We start from the raw sequence: 15,790 nt of genomic DNA, 5'->3' as shown, positions 1-15,790 counted from the left end.
GAGACGCTATGCAGGGCTACACATAAGTAGCCGTTACTCGGTGGTTTCGTTTCCCGTGCCGCCGGGCAAGAGCCGTAAGCACCGCAGGCAACGACGCCTGCTCTCTGCGACTCCCCGGGCGCCGATCGTTCCGACAGCGACCCACCCCCTGGTCGAGCCGGTCACCTCTGGTCACCCAGTCACTTCCGGTCACCACGGTGTCCGTATGTTGGAACAAGCCTTCCGCTTCTTGAGAAGCGCCCCATCATGTAACCTGCACGAAATTTCGCAGAGGGCCAACGTCGTCCCTCGGCACCGCAAATGCCACGACGACGACGGGAGAGCCGATGCGTATCGACGCCTGGTCGCCCATGGACGGTCGCCCCGCCCAGCAGGGGATGTACGACCCCCGTAACGAGCACGACGCCTGTGGCGTCGGGTTCGTGGCCACTCTGACCGGTGTGGCCAGCCATGAGCTGGTCGAGCAGGCGCTGACCGTACTGCGCAACCTCGAACACCGCGGCGCCACCGGCTCCGAGCCCGACTCCGGCGACGGCGCCGGCATCCTCTGCCAGGTCCCGGACGCCTTCCTGCGCGCCGAGACCCCTTTTGAGCTTCCCGAGGCCGGCTCGTACGCCGTGGGCATCGCCTTCCTCCCCGCCGACGACTCCACCGAGGCCGTCCGCACGATCGAGAAGATCGCCGCCCAGGAGGGCCTGAAGGTCCTCGGCTGGCGCGACGTCCCGGTCACCCCCGAACTTCTCGGCAACGGCGCCCGCGCCACCATGCCCACCTTCCGCCAGGTCTTCGTCGCCGACGGCGAGAGCGCCGGCATCGTCCTGGACCGCAAGGCGTTCGTCCTGCGCAAGCGCGCCGAGCGTGAGGCCGGGGTGTACTTCCCCTCGCTCTCCGCCCGCACCCTCGTCTACAAGGGCATGCTCACCACCGGGCAGCTGGAGCCGTTCTTCCCGGACCTCTCCGACCGCCGCTTCGCCTCCACGGTCGCCCTGGTCCACTCCCGGTTCTCCACCAACACCTTCCCCAGCTGGCCGCTGGCCCACCCGTACCGCTTCGTCGCGCACAACGGCGAGATCAACACGGTCAAGGGCAACCGCAACTGGATGAAGGCCCGCGAGTCGCAGCTCGCCTCCGAGCTCTTCGGACAGGCGCAGCTCGACCGGATCTTCCCCGTCTGCACCCCGGACGCCTCCGACTCCGCCTCCTTCGACGAAGTGCTGGAGCTGCTCCACCTCGGCGGCCGCTCGCTGCCGCACTCGGTGCTGATGATGGTCCCCGAGGCGTGGGAGAACCACGACTCCATGGACCCGGCCCGGCGCGCCTTCTACCAGTACCACTCCACGATGATGGAGCCCTGGGACGGCCCGGCCTGCGTCACCTTCACCGACGGCGTCCAGGTCGGCGCGGTCCTCGACCGCAACGGTCTGCGGCCCGGCCGCTACTGGGTCACTGACGACGGCCTCGTCGTCCTCTCCTCCGAGGTCGGCGTCCTCGACATCGACCCCGCCAAGGTCGTCCGCAAGGGCCGCCTCCAGCCCGGCAAGATGTTCCTCGTCGACACCGCCGAGCACCGCATCATCGAGGACGACGAGATCAAGGCGTCCCTCGCCGCCGAGCAGCCCTACCAGGAGTGGCTGGCGACCGGCGAGATCGAGCTGAGCGACCTGCCCGAGCGCGAGCACATCGTGCACACCCACGCCTCGGTCACCCGCCGCCAGCAGACCTTCGGCTACACCGAGGAAGAGCTGCGCGTCATCCTCGCGCCGATGGCCCGCACCGCCGGCGAGCCGCTCGGCTCCATGGGCACCGACTCGCCGATCGCCGCGCTCTCCGAGCGCCCCCGGCTGCTCTTCGACTACTTCACCCAGCTCTTCGCCCAGGTCACCAACCCGCCGCTGGACGCCATCCGCGAGGAGCTCGTCACCTCGCTGCGCTCCTCGCTCGGCCCCCAGGGCAACATCCTGGAGCCGAACGCGGCCACCTGCCGCAGCGTCACACTGCCGTTCCCGGTGATCGACAACGACGAGCTCGCCAAGCTGATACACATCAACGCCGACGGCGACATGCCGGGCATGAAGGCCGCCACCCTGGCCGGGCTCTACCGGGTCGGCGGCGGCGGTGACGCGCTGGCCGCGCGGATCGAGGAGATCTGCGCCGAGGTCGACGCCGCCATCGAGGACGGCGCCCGCCTCATCGTCCTCTCCGACCGGCACTCCGACGCCGAGCTGGCGCCGATCCCGTCGCTGCTGCTCACCTCCGCCGTCCACCACCACCTCATCCGCACCAAGCAGCGCACCCAGGTGGGCCTGCTGGTCGAGGCCGGGGACGTCCGCGAGGTCCACCACGTCGCGCTGCTCATCGGCTACGGCGCCGCCGCGGTCAACCCGTACCTCGCCATGGAGTCCGTCGAGGACCTGGTCCGCGCCGGGACGTTCATCGAGAACATCGAGGCCGAGCAGGCCATCCGGAACCTGATTTACGCGCTCGGCAAGGGCGTCCTCAAGGTCATGTCCAAGATGGGCATCTCCACCGTCGCCTCCTACCGCGGCGCCCAGGTCTTCGAGGCCGTCGGCCTCGACGAGGAGTTCGTCGCCACGTACTTCAACGGCACCGCCACCAAGATCGGCGGCGCCGGCCTGGACGTCATCGCCAAGGAGGTCGCCGCCCGGCACACCAAGGCGTACCCCGCCTCCGGCATCGCGGCCTCCCACCGCGCGCTGGAGATCGGCGGCGAGTACCAGTGGCGGCGCGAGGGCGAACCGCACCTGTTCGACCCGGAGACGGTCTTCCGCCTCCAGCACGCCACCCGCAACCGGCGCTACGACATCTTCAAGCAGTACACGGACCGGGTGAACGAGCAGTCCGAGCGGCTCATGACGCTCCGCGGCCTCTTCGGCTTCACCTCCGACCGGGCCCCGATCTCCGTCGACGAGGTCGAGCCCGCCTCCGAGATCGTCAAGCGCTTCTCCACCGGCGCCATGTCGTACGGTTCCATCTCCCGCGAGGCCCACGAGACCCTCGCCATCGCGATGAACCGGCTCGGCGGCAAGTCCAACACCGGCGAGGGCGGCGAGGACCCGGAGCGCCTGTACGACCCGGAGCGCCGCTCGTCCATCAAGCAGGTCGCCTCCGGCCGCTTCGGTGTGACCAGCGAATACCTGGTCAACGCGGACGACATCCAGATCAAGATGGCCCAGGGCGCCAAGCCCGGCGAGGGCGGCCAGCTGCCCGGCCACAAGGTCTACCCGTGGGTCGCCAAGACGCGTCACTCGACGCCCGGCGTCGGCCTCATCTCGCCGCCGCCGCACCACGACATCTACTCCATCGAAGACCTCGCGCAGCTGATCCACGACCTGAAGAACGCCAACCCGCAGGCCCGCATCCACGTGAAGCTGGTCTCCGAGGTCGGCGTCGGCACGGTCGCCGCCGGTGTCTCCAAGGCGCATGCGGACGTCGTCCTCATCTCCGGCCACGACGGCGGAACGGGCGCGTCCCCGCTCACCTCCCTCAAGCACGCGGGCGGCCCCTGGGAGCTCGGCCTCGCCGAGACCCAGCAGACCCTGCTGCTCAACGGTCTGCGCGACCGCATCGTCGTGCAGACCGACGGCCAGCTCAAGACCGGCCGCGACGTCGTCATCGCCGCGCTGCTGGGCGCCGAGGAGTTCGGTTTCGCGACCGCGCCGCTCGTCGTCTCCGGCTGCGTCATGATGCGCGTCTGCCACCTGGACACCTGCCCGGTCGGCATCGCCACCCAGAACCCGGTGCTCCGCGACCGGTTCTCCGGCAAGGCCGAGTACGTCGTCAACTTCTTCGAGTTCATCGCCGAAGAGGTCCGCGAACTCCTCGCCGAGCTGGGCTTCCGCTCCATCGAGGAGGCCGTCGGCCACGCCGAACTCCTCGACACCGACCGGGCCGTCACCCACTGGAAGGCGCAGGGCCTCGACCTCGCCCCGCTCTTCCACGTGCCCGAGCTGCCCGAGGGCGCGGTCCGCCACCGGATCATCGAGCAGGACCACGGTCTGACGAAGGCGCTCGACAACCAGCTCATCAAGCTGGCCGCCGACGCGCTGGGCGCCGAGAGCGCCGAGGCCGCCCGCCCGGTCCGCGCCCAGGTCGCGATCCGCAACATCAACCGGACCGTCGGCACGATGCTCGGCCACGAGGTCACCAAGAAGTTCGGTGGCCCCGGCCTGCCCGAGGACACCATCGACATCACCTTCACCGGCTCGGCCGGCCAGTCCTTCGGCGCGTTCGTGCCGCGCGGCATCACCCTGCGCCTGGAGGGCGACGCGAACGACTACGTCGGCAAGGGCCTCTCCGGCGGCCGCGTGATCGTCCGCCCGGACCGGGGCGCCGACCACCTCGCCGAGTACTCCACCATCGCCGGCAACACCATCGGCTACGGCGCGACCGGCGGCGAGATCTTCCTCCGCGGCCGCACCGGCGAACGCTTCTGCGTCCGCAACTCCGGCGCCCTCGTCGTCTCCGAAGGCGTCGGCGACCACGGCTGCGAGTACATGACCGGCGGCCACGCGGTCGTCCTCGGCGAGACCGGCCGCAACTTCGCCGCCGGTATGTCGGGCGGCGTCGCGTACGTCATCGACCTGAACCGCGACCACGTCAACGTCGGCAACCTCGGCGCGGTCGAGGAGCTGGACGACACCGACAAGCAGTGGCTGCACGACGTCGTGCGTCGCCACCAGGAGGAGACCGGCTCCACCGTCGCCGAGAAGCTCCTCGCCGAGTGGGACACGGCCGTGACCCGCTTCAGCAAGATCATCCCGTCCACGTACAAGGCAGTGCTCGCCGCCAAGGACGCCGCTGAGCTCGCCGGTCTCTCCGAGCAGGAGACCACCGAGAAGATGATGGAGGCGGCGACCCATGGCTGACCCCAAGGGCTTCCTGACCACCGGACGCGAGGTCGCCAAGACCCGCCCCGTGGCCGAGCGCGTCAAGGACTGGAACGAGGTCTACGTTCCGGGCTCGCTGCTCCCGATCATCAGCAAGCAGGCCGGCCGCTGCATGGACTGCGGCATCCCGTTCTGCCACAACGGCTGCCCGCTCGGAAACCTCATCCCCGAGTGGAACGACTACGCCTACCGCGAGGACTGGACCGCCGCGTCCGAGCGGCTGCACGCCACGAACAACTTCCCGGAGTTCACCGGGCGGCTGTGCCCGGCCCCCTGTGAGTCGGCGTGCGTGCTCGGCATCAACCAGCCCGCCGTGACCATCAAGAACGTCGAGGTCTCCATCATCGACAAGGCGTGGGACAGCGGGGACGTCACCCCGCAGCCGCCCGAGCGCCTCTCCGGCAAGACCGTCGCGGTCATCGGCTCGGGCCCGGCGGGTCTCGCCGCCGCCCAGCAGCTGACCCGGGCCGGCCACACCGTCGTCGTCTACGAGCGCGCGGACCGCATCGGGGGCCTCCTCCGCTACGGCATCCCCGAGTTCAAGATGGAGAAGTCGCACATCAACCGCCGCATCGAGCAGATGCGCCTGGAGGGCACCAAGTTCCGTACGGGGGTGGAGATCGGCCAGGACATCGACGCCGCCAAGCTCCGCCGCCGCTATGACGCGGTCGTCATCGCGGCCGGTGCCACCGTCTCCCGCGACCTGCCGGTCCCCGGCCGTGAGCTGAACGGCGTCCACTTCGCGATGGAGTACCTGCCGCTCGCCAACAAGGTGCAGGAGGGCGACCTGACCGTCGCCCCGATCCACGCGGGCGGCAAGCACGTCGTCGTCATCGGCGGCGGCGACACCGGCGCCGACTGCGTGGGCACCGCCCACCGCCAGGGCGCGGCCTCCGTCACCCAGCTGGAGATCATGCCGAAGCCGGGTGAGGAGCGGAACGCCAACCAGCCCTGGCCGACCTTCCCGATGCTCTACAAGGTCACCTCCGCGCACGAGGAGGGCGGCGAGCGGGTCTACTCCGTCTCCACCACCCACTTCGAGGGCGACGAGGACGGCAACGTCCAGGCCCTCCACCTGGTCGAGGTCGAGTTCAAGGACGGTAAGCTGGAGCAGAAGCCCGGCACGGAGCGGCGCATCCCCGCGCAGCTCGTCACCCTCGCCATGGGCTTCACCGGAACCGACCAGTCCAACGGTCTGGTCCAGCAGTTCGGCCTGGAGCTCGACCAGCGTGGCAACGTCGCCCGCGACGAGAGCTACGCGACCAACGTCGACGGCGTCTTCGTCGCCGGTGACGCGGGACGCGGCCAGTCGCTGATCGTCTGGGCGATCGCCGAGGGCCGCTCCGCCGCCCGCGGAGTCGACCGCTTCCTGACCGGGACCAGCGCCCTGCCGGCCCCGATCCGCCCGACGGACCGCTCCCTGCTGGTCTGAGCACCACCCGGGTTCCCCCTGGGCCACGCGGCCCGGGGGAGCCCCCTTGATACGTCCCGTACAACGGCGTGCGGAACTGAACGCGGCGCCCGCCTGTCCCCGACCGGACTCAGTGGGCGCCGTGGCGCGTCCGGGGGCCGCAGGTACACCAGCACCGAACCGCCTACGGCCGACAGCAGATGGCGAACCGGCACGGAGGGCTGTGTGCCCAGGGCCCGGCCGTGGCCTAGGCTCGTCACTCCGCGGAACGCGGAACGCCGAGTGGGGGGAGCCGTCATGCGCGGTGCGGACACGGCCGTGGGCAGGAGCGGCCCGGCCATCAGCCTGACCAAGGTGCAGGAGACGGCCCCGGCCCTGGTCAGCCTCTACAAGAGCGCCGGGGTCTCGCTGGAGAAGCACGGCCTGGGCGGTCAACGTGCCGCCGTCTACCTCGTCCTCGACTACTCCGGCTCGATGAAGCCCTATTACCAGGACGGCAGCGTCCAGGCGCTGGCCGACCGGGTCCTGGGCCTGTCGTCCCACCTCGACGACGACGGCACGGTCCCCGTCGTCTTCTTCTCCACCGACGTCGACGCGGTCACCGACATCGCCCTCGACAACCACCACGGCCGGATCGACAAGATCGTGGCGGGCCTCGGGCACATGGGGAAGACGAGCTACCACCTGGCGATGGACGCCGTCATCGACCACTACCTCGACAGCGGCTCCACCGCACCCGCCCTGGTCGTCTTCCAGACCGACGGCGGGCCGATCAACAAGCTCGCCGCCGAACGCTATCTCTGCAAGGCCGCGAAGCTGCCCCTGTTCTGGCAGTTCGTCGGCTTCGGCAACACCCGCAGCAACCAGTTCGACTTCCTGCGCAAGCTCGACGGCCTGGCCGTCCCCGCCAAGCGGCCCGTCGACAACGCCGGGTACTTCCACGCGGGCCTCGACCCCCGCAAGGTCCCGGACCGCAAGCTGTACGACCGGCTCGTCGCCGAGTTCCCGCTCTGGCTGGCCGCCGCCCGCGAGCAGGGGATCGTCCGGTGACCGTACGGATCCTGCGCGCCGCCGACCGCACCCCCGTGCCCTGGAAGAACGGCGGCGGGATCGTCCGGGAGATCGCCGCCGGACCCGAGGGCGCGGGGGCCGACGCCTTCGACTGGCGGGTCAGTCTCGCGGACGTCACCGCCGACGGGCCGTTCTCCGCCTTTCCCGGTGTGGACCGCATCCTCACCGTGGTCGAGGGCCCGGGCATGGACCTCGTCGTCGGCGGCGAGCACCACATCGTCGACGAGCCGCTGTGGCCGCACGGCTTCCCCGGTGATCTGCCCACCGAGGGCTTCCTGCTGGGCGGCCCGGTCGTCAATCTCAACGTCATGTACCGCAGGGACCGTACGCGGGCGGAGACCGCCGTCGTCTGCGGCACGGTCCGCCTGCTGCCCCCGGAGGGCGGAGCGGTGCTCGCCGTCTCCCTGGACGACGGCGCGGAACTGGAGGGCGGGGGCGGCGGTGTCCGGCTGGACCGTTACGACGCGGTCCTCGCGGCCGGGGAGTCACCCGGCGTTCTGCGGACGATGGGCCAGGCGGTGCTGATCACCTTCTCGGCCGGGTGAGAGTCCGCGAACGGCCGGGGAAATCGGACAGAAGGTGTCGGGTATCCAGTGTTCCATGACGCCCATGACGTCTTCCGCACCCCTCTCCTGGGACGGCTTCGCCACCGCCGAACCCGGCTTCGCCGACACCGTCCGGCGCCGCTTCCGCCTCTACAAGCACCATGTCCTCGCCACCCTGCGGAAGGACGGCTCGCCCCGGGTCACCGGCCTGGAGGCCGACTTCCGCTTCGGTGAGCTGCTGCTCGGCATGATGCCGGACTCCCGCAAGGCCCTGGACCTGCGCCGCGACCCGCGCTTCGCGCTCCACGCCAACCCGGGCCCCGACGCCGAGATGAACGACGGCGACGTCCGGGTCAGCGGCCGGGCCGTGGAGATCACCGACCCGGAGGTGATCGCCCGCTTCATCGAGGAGGCCACCCCGCCCGAGCCCTTCCACCTCTTCCGTACGGAGCTGACCGAGGTGGTCCGTATCGGGCTCGACAACGATGAGCTGGTCATCCAGTCCTGGCGGCCGGGGCAGCCGCTGCGCACCGTACGCCGGAAGTGACCGGCCCCCGAGGCCGCAGGGGCACTCACCCCGCCAGCACCCGGGCCCGGCACGCGGACGGCGTCCCCCAGGCGTCCCGCAGCGGCCGGGCCCGGCGCAGCCACCACGCCAGGTCCAGCTCCTCGGTGTAGCCGACCGCGCCGTGCAGGTGCAGCGCGGTGCGGGCCGCCGCGTACCCCGCCTCGCCCGCCGCCACCTTCGCCGCCGCGACCGCCGCCCCGGCTCCGGTCCCGGGCGCCTCTGTGGCCGGTCCCGGTCCCGCTTCCGCCTCCCCGGCCCCGGAGAGCCCCGACGCCAGCTCCACCGCCGCCCCGTACAGCAGCGGGCGGGCGAACTCCAGGCCGAGCAGGGTGTCCGCGAGGCGGTGCTTGACCGCCTGGAAGGAGCCGACGGGCACGCCGAACTGGGTGCGCTGCTTCACGTACGCCACGGTCGCCCGCAGCAGCTCCTCCCCGCAGCCCAGCGCCAGGGCCGCCGTGGCGAAGGCGGCCCAGTCGCCCGCCGCCCGTGCCGCCGCCCGTACCGCCGGGCCCTTGGCGACCGGGGCGCCGCCCGGCTCCGGCCGGAACAGCCGGCGCGCCGGGTCCGCCGACGCCATCGGCTTCCCGGGGCCCGGGGCGAGCCGCAGTTCGCCGCCGGTCACCGTGAGCATCGCGTCCGCCGCGTCCGCGTCCGGGGCGTACGGGCCGTACCCCTCCAGGGTCAGCGACACCACCGCCCCCGACGCGATCCCCGGCAGCCACTCCTCGGCCACCGGCCCGCCCGCCCCGGCCAGCAGCACCCCGGCCGCCAGGGTCTCCGCCACCGGGCCGGGCACCGCGTGCCGTCCCAGCTCGACGCAGGCGACGGCCGCCTCCACGGGCAGCGGGCCGACACCCCCGTACGCCTCCGGGACCGCGAGCGCGAACACCCCCGCGTCCGCGAGCCGCCCCCACAGGGCCCGCCCCGGACCGTGGTCCCCGGCCGCCCACGCCCGCAGGACCGCCGGGGTGTCCGCCGCCGCCAGCAGCGCGTCCAGGGAACGCCCGAACTCCCGCTGCTCGTCGGTGAGCAGAAAACGCATCAGCGCCGCCCCTTCGGCAGGCCGAGCAGCCGCTCGGCGATGATGTCGCGCTGGATCTCGTTCGTCCCGGCGTAGATCGGCCCGGCGAGCGCGAAGACGTACCCCTCCGCCCACGCGGTGTCCGCCACCTCCGCGTCCGGGCCGAGCAGGTCGAGCGCCGTCTCGTGCAGCGCGATGTCGTATCGGGACCAGAACACCTTGTTCAGGCTGGACTCAGGACCGAGCGCCGCGCCCGCCGCGAACCGCGCCGCCGAGGCCGCCGTGAACAGCTGATACGCCCGCGCCCCGATCACCGCGTCCGCCACCCGGTCCCGTAACGCCGTGTCCGCCGGATCGCCCGCCCGACGCCACAGCGCCGTCAACCGGTCGGCGGCGGCCAGGAAGCGGCCGGGGGAGCGGAGGGTGAGCCCGCGCTCGTCGCCGGTCGCCGACATCGCGATGCGCCAGCCCTGCCCCGGCTCCCCGATGATGTCCTCGTCCGGTACGAAGACCTCGTCGAGGAAGATCTCGGCGAACGCCGGCTTCCCGTCCAGCCGCCCGATCGGACGGACCGTCACCCCGGGCTCCCGCAGCCCGAACATCAGATACGTCAGCCCCCGGTGCGGCTTCGCGGCCCCCGGGTCCGTACGGAAGATCCCGAACGCCCGGTCCGCGAACGCCGCCCGGGAGGACCACGTCTTCTGCCCCGACAGCAGCCAGCCGCCCTCCGTCCGCACCGCCCGCGACCGCAGCGCCGCCAGGTCCGACCCGGCCTCCGGCTCCGACCAGGCCTGCGCCCAGATCACCTCGCCGCTCGCCATCGGGGGCAGCACCCGGGCCCGCTGCTCCGCCGTGCCGTGGGCGAGCAGGGTCGGGGCGAGGAGGCTGACCCCGTTCTGCGAGACCCGGCCCGGCGCGCCCGCCGCCCAGTACTCCTCCTCGAACGCCAGCCAGCCGAAGAGATCCGCGCCCCGGCCCCCGTACTCCTCGGGCCAGGAGACCGCCGACCACCGGCCCTCGTACAGCTCCGCCTCCCACGCCCGGTGCGCGGCGAACCCCTCCTCGGTCTCCAGGGAGGGGAGCGGCCGGACCGGTACGTGCTTCCGCAGCCAGGCCCGGGCCTCGGTCCGCAGCGCCTCGGTCCGTGCCGTCTGCTCCAGATCCATGGGGTCCGCCTTCCGGTGCCGCACCGTTGACTGTTCCCTAACAAGTGTTTGGTAGGTTAACGTACGGCTCAAGCACCGTCGAGGAGTCATGCTTAGAAGCCGTGGGGATGGGTCGATGAGCGCACCGCCGTACCTGCCGGGACACGGACTGCTGACCGGCCGCACCGCCGTCGTCACCGCCGCCGCCGGAGCCGGGATCGGCGGGGCCACCGCCCGCCGGTTCCTGGAGGAGGGCGCCCGCGTCGTCGTCAGCGACGCCCACGCCCGGCGGCTGAAGGAGAGTGCCCATGCCCTCGCCGAAGAGTTCGGCCCCGACCGCGTCACCGCCCTGACCTGCGACGTCACCGACGAGGACCAGGTGGCCGCCCTGTTCGCCCACGCCGAGCGCACCCACGGCGGCCTCGACATCGTCGTCAACAACGCCGGCCTCGGCGGCACCGCCGAACTCACCGAGATGACCGACGACCAGTGGACGAAGATCCTCGACGTCACCCTGAACGGCACCTTCCGCTGCACCCGCGCCGCCCTCCGCTCCCTCAAGGCCGCCGGGCGGGGCGGCGCCGTCGTCAACAACGCCTCCGTCGTCGGCTGGCGCGCCCAGCGCGGCCAGGCCCACTACGCCGCCGCCAAGGCCGGTGTCATGGCCCTCACCCGCTGCGCCGCCGTCGAGGCCGCCGACTACGGCGTACGCGTCAACGCCGTCGCCCCCAGCCTCGCCATGCACCCCCACCTCGCCAAGGTCACCTCCACCGAACTCCTCGCCGAACTCACCGGGAAGGAGGCCTTCGGCCGGTACGCCGAACCCTGGGAGGTCGCCAACGTCATCGTCTTCCTCGCCAGCGGCTACTCCTCGTACATGACCGGCGAGGTCGTCCCCGTCAGCAGCCAGCATGCGTGAACACCCGGGCGGCGGGCGGACAATGGCCGGGTGCCTACCAAGAAGAAGCCCCAGGTGACCCCCACGCCGGAGCGACGCCGGGAACTGCTCGCCACCGCCGCCGAGGTCTTCGCCGCCCAGGGATACAACGCCACCACCGTGCGCCGCATCGCGGATGAGGCCGGGATGCTCGCGGGCAGCCTCTACTACCACTTCGATTCCAAGGAATCGATGCTCGACGAGATCCTCTCCACCTTCCTCGACGAGCTCTGGCAGGGCTACGACGAGGTCCTGGCGGCCGGCCTCGGCCCCCGCGAGACCATCGAGGCCCTGGTCACCGAGTCCTTCCGGGAGATCGACCGGCACCGCCCCGCCGTCGCGATCTACCAGAAGGAGTCCAAGCACCTCGCCGTCCAGCCGCGCTTCGCCTATCTCGCCGACTCGCAGACCAAGTTCGAGAAGGCCTGGCTCGGCACCCTGGAACGCGGCGTCACCGAAGGCGTCTTCCGCGACGACCTCGACATCCGCCTCACCTACCGCTTCGTCCGCGACACCGTCTGGGTCGCCGCCTCCTGGTACCGGCCCGGCGGACACCACAGCCCCGAGGAGATCGCCCGCCAGTACCTCTCGATGGTGCTGGACGGCATTGCTTTGCGTGTCTAGCCACCTCTCTTGACGACCGAGGAGCAGCAGCCATGGCCGAGGCCTACATCGTCGAAGCGGTACGCACCCCCGTCGGACGGCGCGGAGGAGGCCTCGGGGCCGTCCACCCCGCCGACCTCGGCGCCCATGTGCTGCGCGAGCTGATCGCCCGCTCGGGCGTCGACCCGGCGGCCGTCGAGGACGTCGTCCTCGGCTGCCTCGACACCGTCGGACCGCAGGCCGGCGACATCGCCCGTACGTCATGGCTCGCCGCCGGACTGCCCGAGGAGGTCCCCGGCGTCACCGTCGACCGGCAGTGCGGCTCCTCCCAGCAGGCCCTCCACTTCGCCGCCCAGGGCGTCCTCTCCGGCACCCAGGACCTCGTCGTCGCGGGCGGCACCCAGAACATGACCCAGATCCCCATCGCCTTCGCCTCCCGCCAGGCCGCCGAACCCCTCGGCCTCACCCAGGGGCCGTACGCGGGCAGCGAGGGCTGGCGCGCCCGGTACGGCGACGCCCCCGTCAACCAGTTCCACGGCGCCCAGCTCATCGCCGAGAAGTGGGGCATCGGCCGCCGGGACATGGAGGAGTTCGCCCTCACCTCCCACCGGCGGGCCGTCCGCGCCCTCGACGAGGGCCGCTTCGCCCGCGAGACCGTCGCGTACGGGAACGTCACCGCCGACGAGGGGCCGCGCCGCGACACCACCCTGGAGAAAATGGCCGGACTGCGCCCCGTCGTCGAGGGCGGCACCATCACCGCCGCCTGCTCCTCCCAGGTCTCCGACGGGGCCGCCGCCCTGCTCATCGCCTCGGAACGGGCCGTCGCCGAACACGGCCTCACCCCCCGGGCCCGCATCCACCACCTGTCCGTACGGGGTGAGGACCCCATCCGGATGCTCTCGGCCCCGATCCCCGCCACCGCGTACGCCCTGGAGAAGACCGGCCTGACCATCGACGCCATCGACCTCGTCGAGATCAACGAGGCGTTCGCCCCGGTCGTCCTCGCCTGGCTAAAAGAGACCGGCGCCGACCCCGAGCGGGTCAACGTCAACGGCGGCGCCATCGCGCTCGGCCACCCGCTCGGCGCCACCGGCGCCCGGCTCATGACGACCCTGCTCCACGAGCTGGAACGCACCGGCGGCCGCTACGGGCTCCAGACCATGTGCGAGGGCGGCGGACAGGCCAACGTCACCATCGTCGAGCGGCTCTGAGCGGTGGACGTGCTAGGGTGGTCCCGTTGCAGTTTTGGTACCCATGAACTTTATGTGCGCCTGACGGGAATGCTTCGTCAGGCGCTTTATTGTTTTCCGGCTTTCTCCGGATGGGGCTCAATGCGGCGACTTGGAATCCGTACAGTGCGGATTTCCGGCACTGCACCTGTTTTAGGAGAATGACATGGCCACCGGTACCGTGAAGTGGTTCAACTCGGAAAAGGGCTTCGGCTTCATCGAGCAGGACGGCGGCGGCGCCGACGTCTTCGCCCACTACTCCAACATCAACGCCTCCGGCTTCCGTGAGCTCCAGGAGGGCCAGAAGGTCTCCTTCGACGTCACGCAGGGCCAGAAGGGCCCGCAGGCGGAGAACATCGTCCCGGCCTGATCGTCGGACGCGTACCTCGCTGACCGGGGCCCGCACCGTGAAGGTGCGGGCCCCGGTTTGTGCTGTCCGAGCGACGACCTGTCGTCACCGACCCGTTCTGTGCGCACATCCTGGGGGCGCACCCGAACGGCCGGGCCGCACATCGCAGTAACCCATTCGGCAGTTGCCCAGGAATCCCCCAGGAGGGCAATTCCGTATGACCAGCTCCGAACGCTCTGGCCGGTCCGATCGTTCCGAACGCCAGGACCGCACCCCCCGCTCCCGGCCCGCCCGTGGCCGGGGCCGCGGCCAGGGCGCCGGCTCCCAGGCCCCCGCGAACGGCCGGGGCGGCGCACCCCGCTCCCGGAACCAGGGCGGCTCCAAGCCCTCGGCCCGCCGCAAGCCCGCCGTCGCGGCGCCCGCCGAGTTCGCTCTGCCGGAGACCGTGACCCCCGCGCTGCCGTCCGTCGACGCCTTCGCCGATCTGGACATGCCCGCCGCGCTGCTGAAGACCCTCGCCGCGCAGGGCGTCACCGAGCCGTTCCCGATCCAGGGCGCGACCCTGCCGAACTCGCTGGCCGGCCGCGACATCCTCGGCCGGGGCCGCACCGGCTCCGGCAAGACGCTCGCCTTCGGCCTGGCGCTGCTGGCCCGCACCGCCGGCCGCCGCAGCGAGCCGCGCGCCCCGCTCGCCATGGTCCTCGTCCCCACCCGCGAGCTGGCCCAGCAGGTCACCGACGCGCTGACCCCGTACGCGACCGCCGTGAACCTGCGGCTCGCCACCGTCGTCGGCGGCATGTCGATCACCAAGCAGTCCGCCACCCTGCGGCGCGGCGCCGAAGTGCTCGTCGCCACCCCGGGCCGGCTCAAGGACCTCATCGAGCGCGGCGACTGCCGGCTGGACGAGGTCGCCATCACCGTCCTCGACGAGGCCGACCAGATGGCCGACATGGGCTTCATGCCGCAGGTCGTCGCCCTGCTCAAGCAGGTCGAGCCGGGCGGGCAGCGGATGCTGTTCTCCGCGACCCTCGACAAGAACATCGACCGGCTCGTCAGGATGTTCCTCACCGACCCGGTCGTGCACTCCGTCGACCCGTCCGCCGGTGCGGTCACCACGATGGAGCACCATGTGCTCCACGTCCTGGACGAGACCGACAAGAAGGCCGTCGCCACGAAGATCGCCGCCCGCGACGGCCGCGTGATCATGTTCGTCGACACCAAGCGCGCCGCCGACCGCTTCGCCAAGCGGCTGCTCGCCAGCGGGGTCCGGGCGGCCGCGCTGCACGGCGGGCGGTCCCAGCCGCAGCGTAACCGGACGCTGGACCAGTTCAAGAACGGGCAGGTCACCGCGCTCGTCGCGACGAACGTCGCGGCGCGCGGCATCCACGTCGACGACCTGGACCTGGTCGTCAACGTGGACCCGCCGACGGACCACAAGGACTACCTGCACCGGGGTGGCCGTACGGCGCGCGCCGGGGAGTCCGGCAGCGTCGTCACGCTGGTGCTGCCCGACGAGAAGCGGGAGATGAACCGGCTGATGCAGGACGCGGGGATCGCGCCGCGCACCACCCGAGTCACGTCCGGCGACGAGGAGCTGAGCCGGATCACGGGTGCGCGTGAGCCGTCGGGCGTCGCGATCGTGATCGAGGTCCCGCAGCCGACGCCGCCGAAGCAGCGGGCCCGGTCGGGCGGTTCGGGCTCCGGCTCCGGCGGTGGAGCGGTGCGCTCCGGGAGCCGGGGGCGGGGGCGGCGGGGATCGGGGGGCGGTGCGGGTGCCGGTGCCGGTGCGCAGGGCGGTGCGGCGCGCTCCGGTGCGCCTGCGCGGTCTGGTGCGCCTGCGCGGCGTCGCCGGGCCGCGTAGCGGGGCCTTTCAAGCCGTCCGGCGGCACTTCAAGCCCCTGACGGTTGCGGACCGGGCCACTTTCAAGCCCTCGACGGTTGCGGACCGGGGCACTTCAAGCCGTCCGGCGATTGAGGACCGGGGTCCGGGGCAGAGCCCCGGAA

General features: G+C 71.8%; 12 protein-coding genes. 10 read left to right on the top strand and 2 right to left on the bottom strand.

The features are described from left to right. Positions 1-326: 326 nt before the first annotated feature. The 5 genes from gltB (at position 327) to A3Q37_RS09850 (ending at position 8,481) form a co-directional block, all read left to right on the top strand. Positions 327-4,886, top strand: coding sequence for a glutamate synthase large subunit (gene gltB, locus A3Q37_RS09870; RefSeq protein ID WP_065480984.1), 4,560 nt, complete (start codon positions 327-329; stop codon positions 4,884-4,886). After that, positions 4,879-6,339 (top strand): glutamate synthase subunit beta, encoded by a 1,461-nt coding sequence (locus A3Q37_RS09865; protein ID WP_065480982.1) that lies wholly within the window; start codon positions 4,879-4,881, stop codon positions 6,337-6,339. Before gltB ends, A3Q37_RS09865 begins: the two co-directional genes overlap by 8 nt. Positions 6,340-6,615: 276 nt before the next feature. Continuing rightward, a complete protein-coding gene (locus A3Q37_RS09860; RefSeq protein ID WP_065480980.1) occupies positions 6,616-7,368 on the top strand; it encodes a VWA domain-containing protein in 753 nt (250 codons plus the stop codon). Continuing rightward, positions 7,365-7,934 (top strand): HutD family protein, encoded by a 570-nt coding sequence (locus A3Q37_RS09855; RefSeq protein WP_065480978.1) that lies wholly within the window; start codon positions 7,365-7,367, stop codon positions 7,932-7,934. Before A3Q37_RS09860 ends, A3Q37_RS09855 begins: the two co-directional genes overlap by 4 nt. Before the next feature lie 55 nt (positions 7,935-7,989). Next, positions 7,990-8,481 (top strand): pyridoxamine 5'-phosphate oxidase family protein, encoded by a 492-nt coding sequence (locus A3Q37_RS09850; RefSeq protein ID WP_065480975.1) that lies wholly within the window; start codon positions 7,990-7,992, stop codon positions 8,479-8,481. Between the two features lie 25 nt (positions 8,482-8,506). On the opposite strand, the gene A3Q37_RS09845 is transcribed toward A3Q37_RS09850, so the two are convergent. Further along, a complete protein-coding gene (locus A3Q37_RS09845; RefSeq protein ID WP_065480973.1) occupies positions 8,507-9,544 on the bottom strand; it encodes an acyl-CoA dehydrogenase family protein in 1,038 nt (345 codons plus the stop codon). Next, on the bottom strand, positions 9,544-10,689 hold the full coding sequence (locus A3Q37_RS09840; protein WP_065480971.1) for an acyl-CoA dehydrogenase family protein: 1,146 nt from the start codon (positions 10,687-10,689) through the stop codon (positions 9,544-9,546). Before A3Q37_RS09840 ends, A3Q37_RS09845 begins: the two co-directional genes overlap by 1 nt. A 115-nt stretch (positions 10,690-10,804) precedes the next feature. Here A3Q37_RS09840 and A3Q37_RS09835 point away from each other — a divergent pair, with 115 nt between their 5' ends. The 5 genes from A3Q37_RS09835 to A3Q37_RS09815 all read left to right on the top strand — a co-directional run bounded on the left by A3Q37_RS09835 (position 10,805) and on the right by A3Q37_RS09815 (position 15,647). Next, positions 10,805-11,587 (top strand): SDR family oxidoreductase, encoded by a 783-nt coding sequence (locus tag A3Q37_RS09835; RefSeq protein ID WP_065480966.1) that lies wholly within the window; start codon positions 10,805-10,807, stop codon positions 11,585-11,587. 30 nt (positions 11,588-11,617) lie between these two features. Next, entirely contained in the window at positions 11,618-12,229 is a 612-nt protein-coding gene (locus tag A3Q37_RS09830) for a TetR/AcrR family transcriptional regulator (RefSeq protein ID WP_065480963.1), read from the top strand. A gap of 32 nt (positions 12,230-12,261) precedes the next feature. Further along, a complete protein-coding gene (locus tag A3Q37_RS09825) occupies positions 12,262-13,419 on the top strand; it encodes an acetyl-CoA C-acetyltransferase (protein ID WP_065480959.1) in 1,158 nt (385 codons plus the stop codon). A gap of 184 nt (positions 13,420-13,603) precedes the next feature. Continuing rightward, positions 13,604-13,807: a cold-shock protein gene (locus A3Q37_RS09820; protein WP_006123767.1), complete on the top strand. Its 204-nt coding sequence runs from the start codon at positions 13,604-13,606 to the stop codon at positions 13,805-13,807. A gap of 196 nt (positions 13,808-14,003) precedes the next feature. Further along, on the top strand, positions 14,004-15,647 hold the full coding sequence (locus tag A3Q37_RS09815; protein WP_065480956.1) for a DEAD/DEAH box helicase: 1,644 nt from the start codon (positions 14,004-14,006) through the stop codon (positions 15,645-15,647). Positions 15,648-15,790: the final 143 nt, after the last annotated feature.

This window comes from Streptomyces sp. PTY087I2, from assembly GCF_001687325.1.
GTDB lineage: Bacteria > Actinomycetota > Actinomycetes > Streptomycetales > Streptomycetaceae > Streptomyces.
Note: the sequence above shows the minus strand (reverse complement) of the source record. Positions and strands in the feature narration are given on the sequence as shown.